Genomic DNA, 15,621 nt, shown 5'->3' with positions numbered 1-15,621 from the left:
ATCACAGCACCTCGACGCAGAACACGGCGGGCGTGACGATCCGCGTGCGTTCGATGTGCCCGCGTTGCAGCAGGCCGGCGCGGCGATCACCGGTTACCAGGTAGTCCGCATCGCCCGCCAAGGCCATGGCCAGCAAAAACGAGTCATCCGGATCATCGGCTTCGACCTCGATGGTCAGGCGCTCCAGTACCACAGCCCGTTGCAGGTTATTGATCATGGCGCCCACCTTGGCGGGCTGTAGGATGGCCTGAAGCTTGGGATAGCGGCTGGCTCGACGAATTTCATCGAGTTGCATCCGCGAGGTCACCACCTCGAAACGCGCCGCCCGCCAGGCACGGTAGATCGCATCGGGCGCGCCATGTGGCGAGATCAGGGCGCTGAACAGGATGTTGGTATCCAACACGACCCGCATCAGCGCTTACGTGCCCAGTCGAGCGCTTCGTCAACCGCGTTGGTCAATTCTGCCTCACTCAGATGGGCGTTAGCGGCCTTGGCCTGCTCAGCGCTCAGCTCCAGGATGTGTGCCCGTACCGCTTCTTCGATGAAGCGCGACAGGTCGCCCTTACGGCCGCCGCCCTGGCTGGCCAGAAACATCCGAAGCGACTGGTCGGTGTCGGCCGAGACGGCGACATTCCAGCGAATGGTATTCATAGCGTTCTCCGCTAATAGGTGTTTGTGTGTTTATACGCCAATCACAAAGGGCGATGCAATGGTTCGACAAAACGAAGGTTTTGCCGAACTCTATCGAGGAATGGCTCGGTTCGTTAAGCTCCCCGCGCTACGGTTCAAATAACTGGTACGCTTAATCAAAGTTCAACTATTACTAACGTAGTCGAGTAAACAGTACTTTTGATGAAGATCGGTTATGCGCGAGTGAGCACTCGGGATCAGAAAGCCGACCTACAAGTCGATGCCCTGAAACAGGCCGGGTGCGAACGCATCTACCAAGACATCGCCAGCGGCGCGAAAAGCGCCCGGCCGGAGTTGGACAAACTGCTGGCCAACGTGCGGCCGGGTGATGCCGTGGTGATCTGGAAGCTGGATCGCCTTGGGCGTTCCCTCAAGCACCTGGTCGAGTTGGTCGGCGAGCTGGCAGAGCGCAAGGTCGGCTTACAGAGCCTGAATGACCCCATCGACACCACCCACGCCCAAGGCCGCCTGGTGTTCAACCTGTTCGCCTCGCTGGCGGAGTTCGAGCGCGAGCTGATCCGCGAGCGGACTCAGGCGGGTCTGTCGGCCGCACGGGCGCGTGGCCGGATCGGTGGCCGTCCCAAGGGCCTGCCAGCCAAGGCTGAGGCCACCGCCATGGCGGCCGAAACCCTCTACCGCGAAGGTCGCCTGAGCGTCAGCGCGATCGGCGAGAAGCTGCACATCTCCAAGAGCACGCTGTACAGCTACCTGCGCCACCGTGGTGTCGAGATCGGCGCGTACCAGAAGAGCGCCAGGTCACGCGACCAGCAGCCTTCGGCCGCGTCGCCGGCAGAGCCGCCCGCCGCCGAGCGGGTGGCCACCGTCACCCTGCGCCTCGCGGTGGTGAATAACAGCAAGTTCGTGCGCGGCCGGAAGCGGGCCACGGAGAACATTGAGCGCTACTGCCTGGAGCCCTATGGCATGAAGCGGCTGGATGCCGGCCACTATGAGTTGACCATTCCGTATCGGAGCGACGATGAGCTGGACAAGAGCGTGCATGACCTGCTGACCGAGATCAGCCAGGAGGCCGACATGCGCAACTGTTTTGTCGAGATGGGCGCCTGGGAAGAAGACACCGAAAAGCGTTGGTAGGGCTTACGTTGGTTTTTGGTTCCATTGCTCCCCAAACCCCAAGTTCAGGCCGCTACGACCGCTGCAACCGGCTTAGCGTGCTTTATTTTCCGTTTTCTGAGGCGACCCCTAGTGGCCTCTCGGCAAAACCAGCCTGTCGTAGAGCTTGTCCATAACATCCCCCTGAACAATGCGTGCCATAGGTTTTGGGCATATGGGCCAATCATTGCTCCCAGCATTGTTGTCGTACTGGCCAGCCTCATTCTCTCACAGCCGGTCCAAACCAGTGCCCAGACGAGGATGCCAGGCTGCTAACGGCTAGCGGGGGCGCAATACCCAGACGTGCGAAACAAGTCTGACAGGGAGGGGAAGCCTCAAGTCACAGGGAGCAGCCTAGCTGCCGCTCTAGGACGGTCTTTATAGTCAATTATAGAGTGATTATAGAATCATTCATTCCGGCTGCCTGATTTGCCGCGACCGGTTCAACTGAAGGATCTTCTGAGGTTGTTAATCGACCTCATTCCTAAGCATCAGGGAACTGTTTGTTCCTACACCTGTAACCCACGTCGGCACCAACCATGTTTTCCTCGCCGTGTAGCAGCGATCGACCTGGGTGACACACGTCAGAATCGCCGCATCGCGATACCCATGTGGTTTTTTAAAATTGTGATATTAATCATATGGATAGAGGGGAATTGAGTGAATTTTCCCCTTATCTCGGCATGACCCCTGATCCGAGCAATCGACCTTGAGGGTTTTGAAATGGCAATTTCCAGGGAGTCACTGGCTCACCCGCTCGTGGGCGGCGAGCAAGTGATCGTTTGTATCTGTCACAGGTACGACGTCGGTGAGCAGCAGCAGTACCTGCTGAACATCACTGGAGAGAGTTTGGCAAGTCGAGCCGCGCTGTATTGCCAGCTCAAGGCAGAAATGTGGTTCGGTAGCGCAGTGCAGGTGAGCACCTGCGGAATAGCTGAGGCGCTATCGGCGCTTTACGGCTACGAGAAAGTAAGCGCCCAGCAACCCTATTCCATAGTCGACCTCTACCAGGTACGAGAAACCGCTGTCCTCGCCGGTTACCATGAGGACCTGGTGAATGATTCGACGCTTGAGCGCACTGGCCTGAGAGATTTCCTCGAGCCCTATGTGCTTGGTCGGTAACCCAGATCCGACGAGGTGAGGCCATGGATCAAGTCCAGCTTGAGGTACTCAGAGCAGAAGCAATAGCGGCCGACAGGTCCTTTTCCAAAGGTCGGCTTCGGGACGAGTTCCGGATGAAGCCGAAACCTGATGCGACGCCGGTGGCGCATTACAAGAATGGTTATGGCGGGACCTTCGGTGTGTACCGAATCGTGGACTGCCTCCCAATGCGGGACCGCAAGGCTGTTGCCCCCTCCCCCAAGCAAGTTCGGGCGGCGGCCATACTTGCACTGAAGGGCCGGATGCAAAGCAAGGTGGCCAAGGCCTCTCATGTCGCTGTTCAATGGCTGGCCACAGCACCTCTCGTGCTTGATGTCGAGACCACCGGTCTTGGTACCGAGGCCCAAATCATTGAACTGGCGATCGCCGACGTCGATGGGAACCTTCTGTTCAACTCCAGGCTTCGGCCCACTGTTCCAATAGAACCAGGGGCTGCAGATGTGCACCGAATCCGAGCTGAAGAGCTCCAGCATGCTCCGACCTGGCTCGAGGTTGCCGGCAAAGTCAAACCTCTCCTTGCCGGTCGCCCCATCGTGACCTTCAATTCCGAGTTCGATCGACGCCTGCTGATTCAAACTGCGAACGCATTCCAGGATGACCATGGCTGGCTTGCGACGTGTCAGGAGCATTGCGCTATGGGCCTGGCGGTGGCCATGTATGGGGCAACCAACCGATATGGGACCATCTCACTTGCGGCAGCAATGTCGTTGGCCGGCGTAACCTGGCGGGGCCCCGCCCACTCGGCTGCAGGAGATGTGCTCGGTACCGTAGACCTGCTGCATGCCATCGCAGAGGTACGGCGTAATCTCGATCAGGAGTTGGATTTTCTCTTGGCCGGCGCTGAATAGACTAAGCCTTCCACTCCGAACATGGGGAACGAGCGCAGGAGTAGCCGTTCCGCTGGATCTGCCCTCCCCTCCAGTTAGAATCCCACTGCATACATCGATAGAAGGATCGAGCAGCATGCTCCGCGTCATACCGTTCCGTGCCCCCTTCAAACTGGCCCTCACATTCGTGTTTCTCACCACTCCGTTATTTGCCCATGCCGGCGGCACTGCCGCGGCCGCGGCTATTGCGAGTGCTGCGGCTGCAGCACACTCCGATAAGGAGCCTCTGGTCGCTGGACAATCATTCGGCGCTACGGGCTACCTGTTTGTTGACGGGGTGGGCTATTCAGGTGGCCGGATGGTGTATTGCCCGGCTTCTGTGGGGTTCGTCAAACCAGAAGACATGTTCCGGTCGAAGAACAAGATCACCAAAGGAGTCTGTCAGTCGATCGCGGGTGACTTACCTGCTGTTCCTGCCCAAGACTTCATTGATGAAGTCTTGGGCAAAGGTGAGGCGACAGTCGTCAGTGTTGCCCCGGTGCTCGCCCAGTACGGTCCTCCATATGGAGTGATTTACTACAAGGACAACGGCAACGAGGAGATCATAAGGGAAGGTCTGAGGAAGAGAACCAAAGTTACCTACGAATGACCCTCCCTGTGGAGTCATTTTATCTGTCCCTAATTTCGGTGAAGTGGACGCCAACGCGGTGTCCTCTGCGGCCTCAGCATACTCTGATGCGGCGACTAGGGATTTACCGGGAAATTTCCTAGATGTTCTCAGGGCCGAAGCCATGCTCACGGAGGTAGGTCGCGAGTGCCGGGTCTTCTTCCAGAACCTGGGCTACAGACTTACCTTGAAACTGCTGGTCAAGGGCGCCCAAGTCCTGATACAGCTTCGCCAGTCGACCTTTCAGGAGTGCGGGAATTTCGACGGCGACAATGGGCGTGTTCTTCAACGCCTCCCGGAGCAAATAGCGTCCAGTGTGAATATTGGCCTCCGGTTCGCTGCCATCGAACACCTTGAGAATTTGCTCCATCGAACTCAGGTGCTCTTCAAAATCTCGCAGGGTTGTGCGTTCATCCATACTAGGACGGATGGACACCACGTTCTCAAGCCCACCAAGCTTCTGTCTGGTCATGACATTTTCCCTAAGACTTTGCAGTAACGGGCTTGAGGTCATCCCAGGACAGATCTCTCAGAATCCCGGAACACTTGCCAAGGAGGATTTCACTACACGTCTTTCCAGCATAACTGCTCCCACCTATGGTGGACGCCATCTGCTCGCAGACAGGACAAACTGCCCATCCTGTCCGGAGTTGAAGACCTGAAGCGTCTGCGAACAGAAGATCCCCGGCATAACGGAAATATGCGCGGTAAATGTTATCAGCGTCGAAACCATTTCGTGCGACCTCTAGGGCTTGGCGGCCTTTCTCCAATGCCTCAGCTCCGCTTCCTTGAGTCCAGAAAAGGCTCTTGTCTTGAACCATCTGGAGCTGCCGATGACAAGGCGGACGTGGCACTGTAAAGGCGGGCACAATGCTGAATCAGTTCTTCGCGCGTGCATTCATCGAATGGAGTCTGTCCCCACTCAAGTTCATTTTTGCTCATGGTGATTTCCTTTAAGTTCGTTATGCCCAGTCGACGGGGTTGCCCTGGCCGGTTCCACCGCAGGTTGGGCAGCGGCTCCATTCGGGTTCGTCATGCTCTCCGCCTTCGCCGGCACAGGCCTGGCAAACGCCACTCAACTACTGCAACTCGACGCCAAGGACGGCCAGTTGCTCGACGTCCAGTTCGTCGCCCTCCAGCTAGCGGCCAATCTCGGCAATGCGCACCCGACGCATGTGCTCGGCGCGGGCTGCTCGGTATTCATAGCGGCGGGTTCCTTCGTGGTTTCCTTTTACAGTTTGAGGATGCTGCTGAAGCAGTCCGCGTGATGAGGTCAAGCATCTCGGTAGTGGACAGAGAAAAAACCTGATCCTCGCCGAAAAGTGCGCTCCATTTTTCCAGCCCAAGCTCTTCGGCTAGTGCTGCACTGGTGACAGCCATAGAAGAGTCATCAGTGAGGAGCACCACCAAGATACCTCCAACAACGTCGACCTCCTGGACGCCGGGGAGGGCCGCTAGGCTTTGAGGAGAAAGCGGTGTGTATTCAGTAGCCATCGTGTGTGCCTCTGTTACGCAATTAGGACGACCCAATCCTCAAGCCGGGTCCGTGGTCGAACTCTCGGCGGTTGTTGGTGACAACGATCTGCCCTTGAGCTGGCGTGCCCGGCGATCATCTGGTCATGAGGGCCGATTTGCTTGCCCAGGCTGGCCAGCTCAGCGCGGAGCTGACCAGTGTGGCCGGCAGCCTCCAGAACAAACCCGACAACCAAGCGAGGGTGGATGTCGGGTTTGCGTGTTTACGCCCTCACTCTCGAGCGAAATGGCTCTTGAGGGCTCCCAGCGCACTTCGTTGGAACCTGAACTTCCGTTTCGAAGATCCGTAGGGAGCGCCTGGCACGATCAGGCATTCGCCCCAACGTCCATTCACCATTTCTTCCAGCTGAAGTCGGCACTGATCCAAACGCAGATCGCGGCTGCATTTGATGTGCAGGGAGAATGGATCGCCAACTGATTCATCGGTAATGGTTTCGTGTTCCCATGGCCTCGGCTGTTTGCATAGGATCAGGCCAACTCGCCACATGCGGGCAATCTCTGCCACGTCGATCAGACTTTGCCCTTTAGCGCAGTGGTAGCGCTCATCGAGCACGACTAGGTCTCCCCTTTCAGGTTGCGAATGACTCAAATCAAGAGGCCCTACCATATACATTTCCGCCGTACGCTCAGGGCAAACGACACGGACGCAACGCCCAGGATACTTCAACGAAATCCGGTCCCAGACATCCATCCAACACCCCTCCGAGAGCTCTTCGACAGTTGATGTCGGTTGAACGTGAAGAGGGCTCACCAGGTGAACCCGGCCGCGGCAGGAAGCCAGGTATCGCTCAGCAATCAGCAATGCTGTGGTCGACTTTCCTGCTCCAGTTCGCCCCGTTACTGAAATCATGGGGCGTGTCTCTGTGAGAGAAACAGTGAAGACGCCGCCGGCGTACAGCGGGAGAGCAAACCTGGCCAGCAAAGTCTCGTCATCATCGCCGGCGAGGAACTCCTGGATGCGATGCCAGGGGACCTGAGCACCATGCGCGGCGGCAGCTTGGTCCAGAGCTTCATGGAGGCTGAGCCCATTTGACTTGGCCAGCTTTTTGGCATCCTTCTTCACCTGGTCGAGGGATGCGCCGGAGGGGAAACGGTTAGAAATGGTCAAGCATGCTCCTTGGCGGCAATCTTGTGCCACGCCCACTAGACACATTGCCGAGGGCAATGCTTGGAGGAAGAGAAGTATTGAAGCCATGGCCTAAACCGGCCTTCGCCCAAGGTGGGCGTGCGAGCGCTGGCCAGCGCTCCACTGCGATACTAACCCAACTCCAGTGCATTTCCAGCGAGGCGCCTATGGATGATCCACTTTCCGAACTGCATGCAGACTTCGTGTGGTGCAGGCTTTCTGATTACTGGGGGCCTGTGACCTGGTCGGCCGGGGATGTTTGGATTACAAGGGATGAAGATGGCTGGTGGCTAGACGATGACCGCTCAGCGACGGAAGACCAGGTCAGAGAGCTTCTACAGCGAGCTAGAGGCAAGGTAGAGCTTCATGGCTGCGGCCCCCTGCGCCCCAGGTAGGGTTAGCAACGTAACCTATTGATAATCCTTCCCACCTTGGTGAAGGAGAGGCTGGAAAGCGGACCGCGAAACCAGCCTGAGCCAGCGCCCTTTCACAGTACGATCAGTCCTGAACTGGATGAGGACTGAAGCCATGGATCACCTCGACATACATCATCCGCCGGCAGCGACTGAAGACGACTGGCAAGCCCGATGCGGTGTACAGAAGATCGTGCAAACCGACCGTTATGGTTGCGGGGTAGCGTGTTTAGCGATGGTTGCCGGCTGGACATACCAACGAGCTCGGGAGCATTTCGTAAGCCAGGGGCTTGGCCAAAGGAGACATGGCAGACCGCCCTTCTCTACGAGCTCGGGCGAGATGAGGATGGCGGTGGCTACGGCAGGACTTCTGACAGTGACTCGCCGGTGGCGGGGATGGGCCGATCTTCACGGCCTGGCGATAGTCAAATTGCGAGACATACGGTCCGGAGAAAGGGAGCGATGGCACTGGGCGGTGGCGTTTCGACACCCCGAGTTCGAAATCGCAGTCTTCGATCCGCACCAGGAATGGCCGGGGTTCATTCAACCGCCAATGGACACCCTCTGCACCATCTTTGAGGCATTTCAGCCGAAAGGCGAATGGTTGCAGGTCGAGCAGAGCTTCCCCTTAGCACCAGCTGTCATGTGACGTTTATGGTGCATGTCTCCCATGCTGACCTCATGGGAGACACTCGTTCTGCAGAGCCTCAGACCTGGGGCAGCTTCACTACTCCCCACCCACTGCCGCCGGCGAGGACCACTGGCCGGTCAATATTGGGAAGGTGCAATTCAGGAAAGTCGCAGTAGCGCTCCATTGCCCGGGCAAATCGCATGGCCAACTCGAAGCCATTATCGCGCTGCTCGGGCACAGGAAGAGTCTGGCCCGAGACAATGTCGACCACCACACTCCCCAACGATTTTGAGTTAGACGACAAAGTGAGATGCCATGCGCTCTGCCCTTCAAGGAAGCTGCCGAAGATCGAGGTTTCGACGTCATCGAGCACTCGAAGCTGTGGCTCCCTGAAAAAAACCACTGCGGTTTGTGCCTTCGCTCCCTGCGGTGAAGTGATCCATTCATAAATCGCATAGCTGGTCTGATCAGGGTTCAGCTCAGGGTCAGGCGCCAAGCCAGTCATGAATACAGGGACCGAGCCGAGTTCGGAATCCCTGAGATAGCCCAACCGTGCGACAGGTAGTCCAAACGGTACGTCGTAGTCACGCCCGTCGCTGAGTTCCAGGTTCCATCCGAGATGCTGAAACATCGCCATGTACACCCGCTCATTGGTGAAGTGGCAGCCGCGGCGGTGGTTTTCTTCAGTACCAGGAACAAGCGCTCGATTTTCTTGATCCAGAGCGATGAGGATTTTGTCCAACCTCGAGGAAGGCGACTCACCCTCCTGATAAAGGGACTCTTTGACGGCCGCGCGAAGCGGCACGAGTTCAAAAGAGCCCAGGGGGTTTGCCCATAGGAAAAAATTGGCGGTGGCCGGCTTCACACCAAACTCGTGGATCAGGATTGAGCGATGTTCTGCAAGAGTCGAAAGCCGAAGTTCAGGACTCAAATCCTCAGTCATGAACACGCAGTTCTGTTCCGGGTTGCAGGCCTCGACCATTGCATTCCAGTGATGCCACCCTGACAGCCTCAGGAACACTTCACGACTTCGATCTTTCAGACCTGGAAGGAATCCGGCCAGGCACCCGACCCACGCACGAGCATAGTCCTCCGCAGGGAAGATCATCGGCTTTTCCAGCTGGGGGGCAGATGTATTGGTCTTGATCACAAAAACTCCTAGAGGCGGTGAGCACTCTGCTCACTCACCATGATTCGACAAGCAGCTCTTCTGCCAGTCCGTGCCGTGAATTCGAACAAAGGCCTCCATTTCAGGAGACAGCGGACTCTCGATCCTGAAGTCTCCATAGGCCTCAAGGAATCTCCCCCACCGTTCTCGCAACAGCCCGCCGCGCCTGTATTTAGGCGCCAGCCAGATCCAGGATAAAGTCCAGGGGCTGCCTGATGGGTTCGTTTCCGTCTCGTAAAGGAATGCACAAGCGCCTGCAATCGTGCCGTCAGCACCAGCTGGAATCAGGTAGCCGTGCCAGTCAGCCGTTGCCTTAGTCGACATCGTTCCGGGCCACTGGACAAAGTCGTAGCCAAAATCCGCGCGGAAACGCTGGGCGCGCTTCAATACCTCCTGATGCATCCACATGGGCACCGATGCGTCTACCCGATCGGCGCCAGCGCCACACTTGAGTCTGGCCGCAAACCGCTTGTTCGGGCCCGGGTCCAGTAACCGCTGTGTTTCTCTATGAACCTGACGATGTGCCTCACGATCATTACGACTGCTGGGCAGGTAGACCGTACCGCAGTAGGCACATGTTTTTAGTGCCGAGTTGACGTCACGATATCGGGGCCCGGCTACCTCCAGCGACAACACATCCTCCCCTTGGAGCACCAATGTGAGGCGGTTTCCTAGCTCGTCCCTGTGGCGCTTGGTCGTTGGGAATGCCGGCCGGCGCTCCACATCTGACCTGAGGACTGTCGTGGTACAGCCGCGGGAAACCTCATAGGTGAGAATGAGGTACTCCGACTCCGTCAGCATGGGCTTGCCTGCCAGGTTGCCCTTTATCGCCTGCACCAGCTGACCAGGTGAAACAGCGAAGCCCAGGCGTTCCATGATGATCAGCAGAGCAACGGCATCGGCAACGGCATAGCCATCCAGCCACAACACATCGTCGTCGAGACGCCTGGGCTTCCGGCACAAGCTGACTTTGGGGATTCTGAAGTAGGCAGCCAATGCCTCTGCGTATCGGCCGGCCACACCAAACCCGCGGTACTCAGTCGCGATAATCAAATCATCGAGGTCGGATCTCGAAATACCGCCACACTCCAACAGTTCACGCTCAGCCGGAGCCAATCCCGTCCGATCATCAAGCCGGGGGCGCTGCTCCGTCAGCAGTTTGTAGATCCGCTGCAACAGGTCACTGGAAAGCTTACCGGTCAAAAGCTACCTCTCGTGTCGCGGCTATTTGGGAATAGGCAGTCTAACGACCGCCGGAAGAATTCAAATGGAGGGACGCTGAAACCCTCACATCTCTGATCAGAGCATCCGCCGAATGGGTGAGTCCGACAGATTCCCCCTTTCGTACATTTTTCGCCCACGATTAACTTTTACTTCTTGGTTACTCACGAAATACTCACACCGAGGACGACAGTTTCTCTACCTAGATTTCCCTGAACAACGAAGGAATCGTATGAAAAAGCTTGTCACCGCCCTTTCACTTTCGCTGTTTGCCGCGGCTGCTAGCGCGGCTGAAGAGCCCATGAACATTCTCTACCTTGGCGTCCTGCCACTGGTAGTGGAGGACGTAGGCCCTGTCATCACCGCTAGGGTGGATAGCTGGGGAAAAACAGGCTCTGACACGGGGCAGTTCACAAAAGTGAATCAACGCATGGTGGACGCCCTTCATGCTCGTGGGTGCAAGATGACAATGCATGTACAAGGGCAGATGCGGATTCAGTTGTCAGACCCGAAGGCCGTCCTGACATGTGAGTCTGGTCCAGGTGCCAAAGCTCAGATAGAACTGAAAGGGGCATTGTTTGACCGGGAATTTACCCCCGGGCTAAGCGCAGTGGGCGCCGACGACTCAGTGCTTTTCATAGTGGAAGAAGGCGGTAAGAAAATCTGAACGCGAGGCGGGCCAGGCCCGCCCAAAACCCGAACATCCTCATTTTCCCTCAGAGCGCTCTATGCCGCGCTACTGAGACTATGTGCGTAAAACCCAGCGCCATGCTCATGAGGCCCTTCGATTGATCTCTCGTCCATAGAAAATTCCCGGACTGTGGCGTGCGTGAAGAAATGGACCAAGCTACTTTGAGGGGAACCATCCCTCAGAGGACCGCCAGATGACAGCCGCAAGGAAGAGGCACAACGCTGCCTGGTTGATCTCTACGTCATCGATGCTGATGACTACCGCCGCAATGGCGGCGGAGAACCCTGCCCAGGGCGACCCATTCTCACCCACTACACTCAAGGATTGGGTATCGGTCATCAGCACCCTCATCACCATGGCCCTGGCGATATGGGGTATCTGGAGCGGCTTGAGGTCAGCCCGAAATGCGATCCAAGAGAAGCGAAAAGAACACCGTCAGAAGCAGCTTGCCGCTGCACGGGACATGATGAAGGAGATTTTCACAGACCCACTCGCCCGCTCTGCAATGCGAATGATGGATTGGTCAGGCCGATCCTTCACCCATGAAGGCCAGACCTACGTCGTTCACTGGAGAGACCTCAAGCCAGCCCTAGTGGTACATGAGAAGGGGGTGGGGTTCAGCAAGCAGCAGGAGTTCATTCGTGACTGCTTTGAGGCCTACTTCGATCACATGCTGGTGCTCGAACACTTCCTGAAGCAGGACTACCTGCACGAAGCCGACATTGCTGTGCCCTTAGAGTATTACGCCGGTCGCGTCATGGCATTTCCTGATACTTACGACGGGTTCCTGCGGGCGTATGGATACAGCGAAGCACGTGCACTGATGCAACGCCTTGCGGAGCGCGGAAAATAGGGTGGAATTGCTACGGCTACTACTCCATCGGAGGGGGAAGCAGGATGTCAGAGAAGGGCTCAGGCACCACTAGATTGTAGGGTTTAAGCTGTTCGAGGAGCCCTTTGTAGCTGAGCAACGGGATGGTTCGAGCAGGTTCATCAAGGTCGTTGCCAAAAAAATTCTCCCAGTGCCCCAAAAGCACAACACGGGGTTTGGTCACCCTGAGGAGAGCTGTGGGGTAGTAACTAACTTGATTCCACCCTCCTCCGCAAAGGATCTCGACGTCGACGCGCTTTGAGTCGGAAATGATGGGTGGAAAGCCCCATGGAGGCTCAGCGGCGCTGTCTTGGTAGTGAATACGGTAAACCGGCCGGCCATCCTCCCCGAGGAGGTCAATCATCCAGGCCAGAGTTACTTCACCAAGTCTCCAGTCCAGCAGACCAGTCGGCAAATCGTCGAGATCCCAGTCGTACTCACCTGGGATGAAGTTATGGCCGAAGAGGTGCCCGGCATGCATGCTTCTAATAGGCATCACACGGATCGAACCCACGGAATTTGCTACGTTTACGCCCCCATCCGTGATGACCTTCCCGTCGGAGTAAAACCATGTCCCAGGTCGGGAGGGATCACGATGGTCGGTTATCTGCTGCTCGCTTGGCACCACCACCGCGCCAGCGCCAAAGATCCGCTGTCCTGAGCTGTTCTTTGCTGCATGAAGAATGTGCTTAACCGTTTCAGACCCGTATACGATCGCTTTCGGAGAGTGCTTTTCTACGACCCGGGGCACATCGAGAAGATGATCGTAGTGCGCATGACCCACCAGAAGCATCGTCACGTCTGCTGCAGGCGGCATGTGCCTGTCGACCTTCTCGTTGTCGGCTACCACTCGAGCAGGGGGTATCCCAGGAATGCCGAGGCTGGCCGGGTTGGTGAACGAAGGCGCCAGCAATAGCCCCTCCCCACGCCAATGTATGAGCCAGCCACCTACGCCAAGAAACTGAATCTTCGGCTCATCGCCCCAATGGTGATTCTGAATCGATAACCCTTCTGAAAGCGGCTCATGAGTACAGCCGACCAGCAAACTCAATCCCAGCACGATCGATAGACCTCGCATGGTCGGCACCCCTGCTGTCAAGGTTCGAAGCGGTATACGCGGTGGTAGAAGGCCCAAAGCATGGAAAACATCGCGACCAGCAATACCCAGTGGGTTACCTCTGGCTTGAACAATGGCAAGAGGAAACCCAGTTTGAAGTAGTCGATTCCAAGAAGGCATACCAAGACCATGCCAAGGACCAATAGCCCCCTGGGCCCCTTCATCATGCGAAGTGGATGGGCAATAACAGCAGAGAGGGGAACTCCAAGCAGTGCCAAATAGACAACCCAGACCTGCTCCGAAGGGATCGGCTCGTTTAAGAAGCGAAGACCAGCGAAACCCAGTAGCAGCGTCAAGCAGTCCACCAGGTCAGAGACGAAGGCGCGCCTGGTGTAGCCCTTGCCAAGATCATAGTGCCTGACCATCAGCCTGCTGAATTGCAGGCAGTGGTAGCCAATGAACCAGGCAGCCATACACAGAGACCAGCCGTTTGGGGACGCGCTCTCGAGAAATACCCTGGCATGCAAGGCACTAACCGTCCAGACAAGAGCGGCTCCCAGCGCTGCCGGGTAAAGCAACCCTGAAACGAGAAAGTACATGCGGGGACCGACTTCCATGATGCAGCTCCTAGGTAAGAGATGTTCAGCCTGCATTTTGACTGATCATAGAACCTGAGGAGTGAGGAAGTAGGAAGATCGAAAGGAGAGTCGAGGGGGCATGCCCCCTCGCTGGAGGTCATGCTACACGCTGGCGCTGCGCACGACGTTCCTGAATCTCTTGAGCATCGATGCAAAGGCTTGCAGTCGGCGCGACCAAAAGGCGCTTGAGCCCAATCGGCTGCCCAAACTCAGCGCAGTAGCCATAATCTCCTTCTTCGATCCTTTTCAGTGCAGCCTCCACGTCCAGCAACTCTGCCTGGTCCCGCTTCAGCATCCGCATTTCCATTGCGCGCTGCTCTTCCGCGGAGGCAGTATCCGCCGCATCCGGGAGACGCGCCTCGGAGTCATCGCGGAACGCCTCTGCTCGTTGAGCGAGCAGGCCCTGTAGGTGCAGTTTTCGATTGAGAAGAAGTTCCTTGAAGAAAGCCAGTTGCTGGTCGGACATGTAATCCGACTCCGGCGCGGAAAGCAGTTGCTGCTGAGTGAGTAAGGTGGACATAGGCGATTCCTTGTGAAGAGGTGGATGGCCCGAGCTTAACGAGGCCTCTCCCCTCTTCAACTCAAATGCCTCCGCTAAATCCCCGGCTACGCAGTCTTGAACCACAGGACTGCACCGTTATGGTCACCGTCCACACCAGCAGGAGGACATTCATGGAATTCAAAGCGTTGGGCACTGGCCGTTCCACATTCGATGAGCACTACGGGGCGGCAGCCTATTCCCTGGGCGATCAGCTCGGTTTCATTTACTTTCGCTCAACCGGCATCGAGCCGAGCCATTGGGAAAGCCGTATCTATGAGAACGGCCTGGTAGCAATGGCGCCAGTGGCTACTGACACGGCTATCCAGGAGGCATTCGACAAAGTGGATCTCTGTGCCGCGCATGCCAGAGCTTTCTCCAGAGCGATGGAAGCTCTGAGCGCGCATGGTTGCTCCGATGAGGTGCTCTGTTTGCTAACAGCGGCAGAGGGGCAAATTCAGGAGTTGATTTCCGCTGTTTAGCGCTGAAAGAGGCTGCTACCCTTGTCGTGAGAGTCAAGAGGAACGCGCTATGCAAACCACCGTCAAAAGCGCTGCAGAAATCGAAGTCGGCCCATTCCGCTATACCGAACGAGCCTTCCTAGCTACCTTGCTTTGCCTGGCCATCGGAGCGCTGGCGTTGGCATCGATGCTCGGGAGTCACCCCACGAGCGATGCCACCTTGGGCACACGCATGCTGTCAGTGCAGATGATCGCTGCCTACCTGATCGTACCAATCACCAGTGTGGGCGGTTTCCTGTGCCACAGAGCCGGCTCTAAGGCCCTTGCCGGAATGCTCCCCCTTATTGGAGCAGGCTTCTTGGCCGGCGCGCTGGGCGCAAGCTTGATCTGATTTCCCCTTAGGCTCGGCATTGCCGAGCCGTTTTCTTTTTGTGCGGCGCGTCCATGGAATCCAATCGCTGCAGAAGACCAGATTCACTTGGAGGCCACCAGGCCGCCGTTATACTGCTTACTTCACCCCCTGATTTACATGGAGAAATGCGTGAATAAACAAGAACTTATCAACCAAATCGCCGAGTCCGCGGACATCACCAAGGCTGTCGCTGGGAAAGCACTGGATGCGGTGATCGAGTCCGTGACTTCCGCGCTGAAGGCCGGTGACACTGTGACGCTGGTGGGCTTTGGCTCATTTTTGGTAAAGGAGCGCGCTGCGCGCGAGGGTCGCAATCCTCAAACCGGGAATCCTGTCCAGATTGCTGCTGCGAAGATTCCTGGCTTCAAGCCGGGCAAGGCGCTCAAGGACGCGATCAACTGATCGC

19 protein-coding genes and 1 pseudogene are annotated in these 15,621 nt (G+C 57.0%); 10 read left to right on the top strand and 10 right to left on the bottom strand.

What is annotated here, in order from left to right; all coding sequences use genetic code 11:
* Position 1: 1 nt before the first annotated feature.
* Both VQ067_RS32535 and VQ067_RS32530 read right to left on the bottom strand, forming a co-directional pair.
* Positions 2 to 412, bottom strand: a complete 411-nt coding sequence (locus VQ067_RS32535) for a putative toxin-antitoxin system toxin component, PIN family (protein ID WP_003150546.1) — start codon at positions 410 to 412, stop codon at positions 2 to 4.
* Positions 412 to 651, bottom strand: a complete 240-nt coding sequence (locus VQ067_RS32530) for a ribbon-helix-helix domain-containing protein (protein WP_003089107.1) — start codon at positions 649 to 651, stop codon at positions 412 to 414. The genes VQ067_RS32535 and VQ067_RS32530 overlap by 1 nt, the downstream gene beginning before the upstream one ends.
* A gap of 201 nt (positions 652 to 852) precedes the next feature.
* Here VQ067_RS32530 and VQ067_RS32525 point away from each other — a divergent pair, with 201 nt between their 5' ends.
* The 4 genes from VQ067_RS32525 to VQ067_RS32510 all read left to right on the top strand — a co-directional run bounded on the left by VQ067_RS32525 (position 853) and on the right by VQ067_RS32510 (position 4,437).
* Positions 853 to 1,782, top strand: a complete 930-nt coding sequence (locus tag VQ067_RS32525) for a recombinase family protein (RefSeq protein WP_003150544.1) — start codon at positions 853 to 855, stop codon at positions 1,780 to 1,782.
* 741 nt (positions 1,783 to 2,523) lie between these two features.
* On the top strand, positions 2,524 to 2,922 hold the full coding sequence (locus VQ067_RS32520; protein ID WP_100219701.1) for a hypothetical protein: 399 nt from the start codon (positions 2,524 to 2,526) through the stop codon (positions 2,920 to 2,922).
* Positions 2,923 to 2,945: 23 nt separating this feature from the next.
* Positions 2,946 to 3,809, top strand: coding sequence for a 3'-5' exonuclease (locus VQ067_RS32515; protein WP_058199472.1), 864 nt, complete (start codon positions 2,946 to 2,948; stop codon positions 3,807 to 3,809).
* A 115-nt stretch (positions 3,810 to 3,924) separates the two neighbouring features.
* Entirely contained in the window at positions 3,925 to 4,437 is a 513-nt protein-coding gene (locus tag VQ067_RS32510) for a hypothetical protein (protein ID WP_019437235.1), read from the top strand.
* A 118-nt stretch (positions 4,438 to 4,555) separates the two neighbouring features.
* On the opposite strand, the gene VQ067_RS32505 is transcribed toward VQ067_RS32510, so the two are convergent.
* On the bottom strand, positions 4,556 to 4,927 hold the full coding sequence (locus VQ067_RS32505; protein WP_128622530.1) for a hypothetical protein: 372 nt from the start codon (positions 4,925 to 4,927) through the stop codon (positions 4,556 to 4,558).
* A gap of 562 nt (positions 4,928 to 5,489) precedes the next feature.
* On the opposite strand from VQ067_RS32505, the gene VQ067_RS32500 reads away from it, so the two are divergent.
* Positions 5,490 to 5,723: a hypothetical protein gene (locus VQ067_RS32500; protein WP_064585184.1), complete on the top strand. Its 234-nt coding sequence runs from the start codon at positions 5,490 to 5,492 to the stop codon at positions 5,721 to 5,723.
* 248 nt (positions 5,724 to 5,971) lie between these two features.
* On the opposite strand, the pseudogene VQ067_RS32495 reads toward VQ067_RS32500, so the two are convergent.
* The 4 genes and pseudogenes from VQ067_RS32495 to VQ067_RS32480 form a co-directional block, all read right to left on the bottom strand.
* Positions 5,972 to 6,143: pseudogene (locus VQ067_RS32495) on the bottom strand (VapC toxin family PIN domain ribonuclease); the annotation flags it as partial.
* A 56-nt stretch (positions 6,144 to 6,199) separates the two neighbouring features.
* Positions 6,200 to 7,096, bottom strand: a complete 897-nt coding sequence (locus VQ067_RS32490; RefSeq protein WP_019436919.1) for a hypothetical protein — start codon at positions 7,094 to 7,096, stop codon at positions 6,200 to 6,202.
* Positions 7,097 to 8,234: 1,138 nt separating this feature from the next.
* Positions 8,235 to 9,308, bottom strand: a complete 1,074-nt coding sequence (locus VQ067_RS32485) for a hypothetical protein (protein WP_023111079.1) — start codon at positions 9,306 to 9,308, stop codon at positions 8,235 to 8,237.
* A gap of 30 nt (positions 9,309 to 9,338) precedes the next feature.
* Positions 9,339 to 10,529, bottom strand: a complete 1,191-nt coding sequence (locus tag VQ067_RS32480) for a hypothetical protein (protein ID WP_019486141.1) — start codon at positions 10,527 to 10,529, stop codon at positions 9,339 to 9,341.
* A 250-nt stretch (positions 10,530 to 10,779) separates the two neighbouring features.
* Here VQ067_RS32480 and VQ067_RS32475 point away from each other — a divergent pair, with 250 nt between their 5' ends.
* A complete protein-coding gene (locus VQ067_RS32475) occupies positions 10,780 to 11,214 on the top strand; it encodes a hypothetical protein (protein WP_033999821.1) in 435 nt (144 codons plus the stop codon).
* A 277-nt stretch (positions 11,215 to 11,491) separates the two neighbouring features.
* On the top strand, positions 11,492 to 12,091 hold the full coding sequence (locus VQ067_RS32470; protein ID WP_230690409.1) for a hypothetical protein: 600 nt from the start codon (positions 11,492 to 11,494) through the stop codon (positions 12,089 to 12,091).
* Between the two features lie 19 nt (positions 12,092 to 12,110).
* Here VQ067_RS32470 and VQ067_RS32465 read toward each other — a convergent pair whose 3' ends face one another.
* From VQ067_RS32465 to VQ067_RS32455, 3 genes are all read right to left on the bottom strand, one after another.
* Positions 12,111 to 13,187: a hypothetical protein gene (locus VQ067_RS32465; protein WP_023111078.1), complete on the bottom strand. Its 1,077-nt coding sequence runs from the start codon at positions 13,185 to 13,187 to the stop codon at positions 12,111 to 12,113.
* Between the two features lie 17 nt (positions 13,188 to 13,204).
* On the bottom strand, positions 13,205 to 13,783 hold the full coding sequence (locus tag VQ067_RS32460; RefSeq protein WP_058178736.1) for a hypothetical protein: 579 nt from the start codon (positions 13,781 to 13,783) through the stop codon (positions 13,205 to 13,207).
* Between the two features lie 118 nt (positions 13,784 to 13,901).
* Entirely contained in the window at positions 13,902 to 14,324 is a 423-nt protein-coding gene (locus VQ067_RS32455) for a TraR/DksA family transcriptional regulator (protein WP_010792915.1), read from the bottom strand.
* 152 nt (positions 14,325 to 14,476) lie between these two features.
* Here VQ067_RS32455 and VQ067_RS32450 point away from each other — a divergent pair, with 152 nt between their 5' ends.
* The 3 genes from VQ067_RS32450 (at position 14,477) to VQ067_RS32440 (ending at position 15,617) form a co-directional block, all read left to right on the top strand.
* The gene (locus VQ067_RS32450) at positions 14,477 to 14,824 is read left to right on the top strand and encodes a hypothetical protein (RefSeq protein ID WP_010792914.1); all 348 of its coding nucleotides are present in this window, start codon (positions 14,477 to 14,479) and stop codon (positions 14,822 to 14,824) included.
* A gap of 49 nt (positions 14,825 to 14,873) precedes the next feature.
* Positions 14,874 to 15,194 carry a hypothetical protein gene (locus VQ067_RS32445; protein ID WP_010792913.1) on the top strand — a complete coding sequence of 107 codons (321 nt, stop codon included), beginning with the start codon at positions 14,874 to 14,876 and terminating at the stop codon, positions 15,192 to 15,194.
* Positions 15,195 to 15,326: 132 nt separating this feature from the next.
* Positions 15,327 to 15,617 (top strand): HU family DNA-binding protein, encoded by a 291-nt coding sequence (locus VQ067_RS32440; RefSeq protein ID WP_255251287.1) that lies wholly within the window; start codon positions 15,327 to 15,329, stop codon positions 15,615 to 15,617.
* Positions 15,618 to 15,621 lie beyond the last annotated feature (4 nt).

It is taken from the genome of Pseudomonas sp. KBN12P06040, assembly GCF_037574965.1.
Lineage (GTDB): Bacteria > Pseudomonadota > Gammaproteobacteria > Pseudomonadales > Pseudomonadaceae > Pseudomonas > Pseudomonas aeruginosa.
This window is presented reverse-complemented; position numbering and strand designations above follow the sequence as displayed.

What these genes read in the sequence shown, in the direction of transcription:
- VQ067_RS32535 (WP_003150546.1), bottom strand. Translation starts at nt 412, where the DNA reads ATGCGGGTCGTGTTGGATACCAACATCCTGTTCAGCGCCCTGATCTCG.
- VQ067_RS32530 (WP_003089107.1), bottom strand. Translation starts at nt 651, where the DNA reads ATGAATACCATTCGCTGGAATGTCGCCGTCTCGGCCGACACCGACCAG.
- VQ067_RS32525 (WP_003150544.1), top strand. Translation starts at nt 853, where the DNA reads ATGAAGATCGGTTATGCGCGAGTGAGCACTCGGGATCAGAAAGCCGAC.
- VQ067_RS32520 (WP_100219701.1), top strand. Translation starts at nt 2,524, where the DNA reads ATGGCAATTTCCAGGGAGTCACTGGCTCACCCGCTCGTGGGCGGCGAG.
- VQ067_RS32515 (WP_058199472.1), top strand. Translation starts at nt 2,946, where the DNA reads ATGGATCAAGTCCAGCTTGAGGTACTCAGAGCAGAAGCAATAGCGGCC.
- VQ067_RS32510 (WP_019437235.1), top strand. Translation starts at nt 3,925, where the DNA reads ATGCTCCGCGTCATACCGTTCCGTGCCCCCTTCAAACTGGCCCTCACA.
- VQ067_RS32505 (WP_128622530.1), bottom strand. Translation starts at nt 4,927, where the DNA reads ATGACCAGACAGAAGCTTGGTGGGCTTGAGAACGTGGTGTCCATCCGT.
- VQ067_RS32500 (WP_064585184.1), top strand. Translation starts at nt 5,490, where the DNA reads ATGCTCTCCGCCTTCGCCGGCACAGGCCTGGCAAACGCCACTCAACTA.
- VQ067_RS32475 (WP_033999821.1), top strand. Translation starts at nt 10,780, where the DNA reads ATGAAAAAGCTTGTCACCGCCCTTTCACTTTCGCTGTTTGCCGCGGCT.
- VQ067_RS32470 (WP_230690409.1), top strand. Translation starts at nt 11,492, where the DNA reads ATGACTACCGCCGCAATGGCGGCGGAGAACCCTGCCCAGGGCGACCCA.
- VQ067_RS32465 (WP_023111078.1), bottom strand. Translation starts at nt 13,187, where the DNA reads ATGCGAGGTCTATCGATCGTGCTGGGATTGAGTTTGCTGGTCGGCTGT.
- VQ067_RS32460 (WP_058178736.1), bottom strand. Translation starts at nt 13,783, where the DNA reads ATGGAAGTCGGTCCCCGCATGTACTTTCTCGTTTCAGGGTTGCTTTAC.
- VQ067_RS32455 (WP_010792915.1), bottom strand. Translation starts at nt 14,324, where the DNA reads ATGTCCACCTTACTCACTCAGCAGCAACTGCTTTCCGCGCCGGAGTCG.
- VQ067_RS32450 (WP_010792914.1), top strand. Translation starts at nt 14,477, where the DNA reads ATGGAATTCAAAGCGTTGGGCACTGGCCGTTCCACATTCGATGAGCAC.
- VQ067_RS32445 (WP_010792913.1), top strand. Translation starts at nt 14,874, where the DNA reads ATGCAAACCACCGTCAAAAGCGCTGCAGAAATCGAAGTCGGCCCATTC.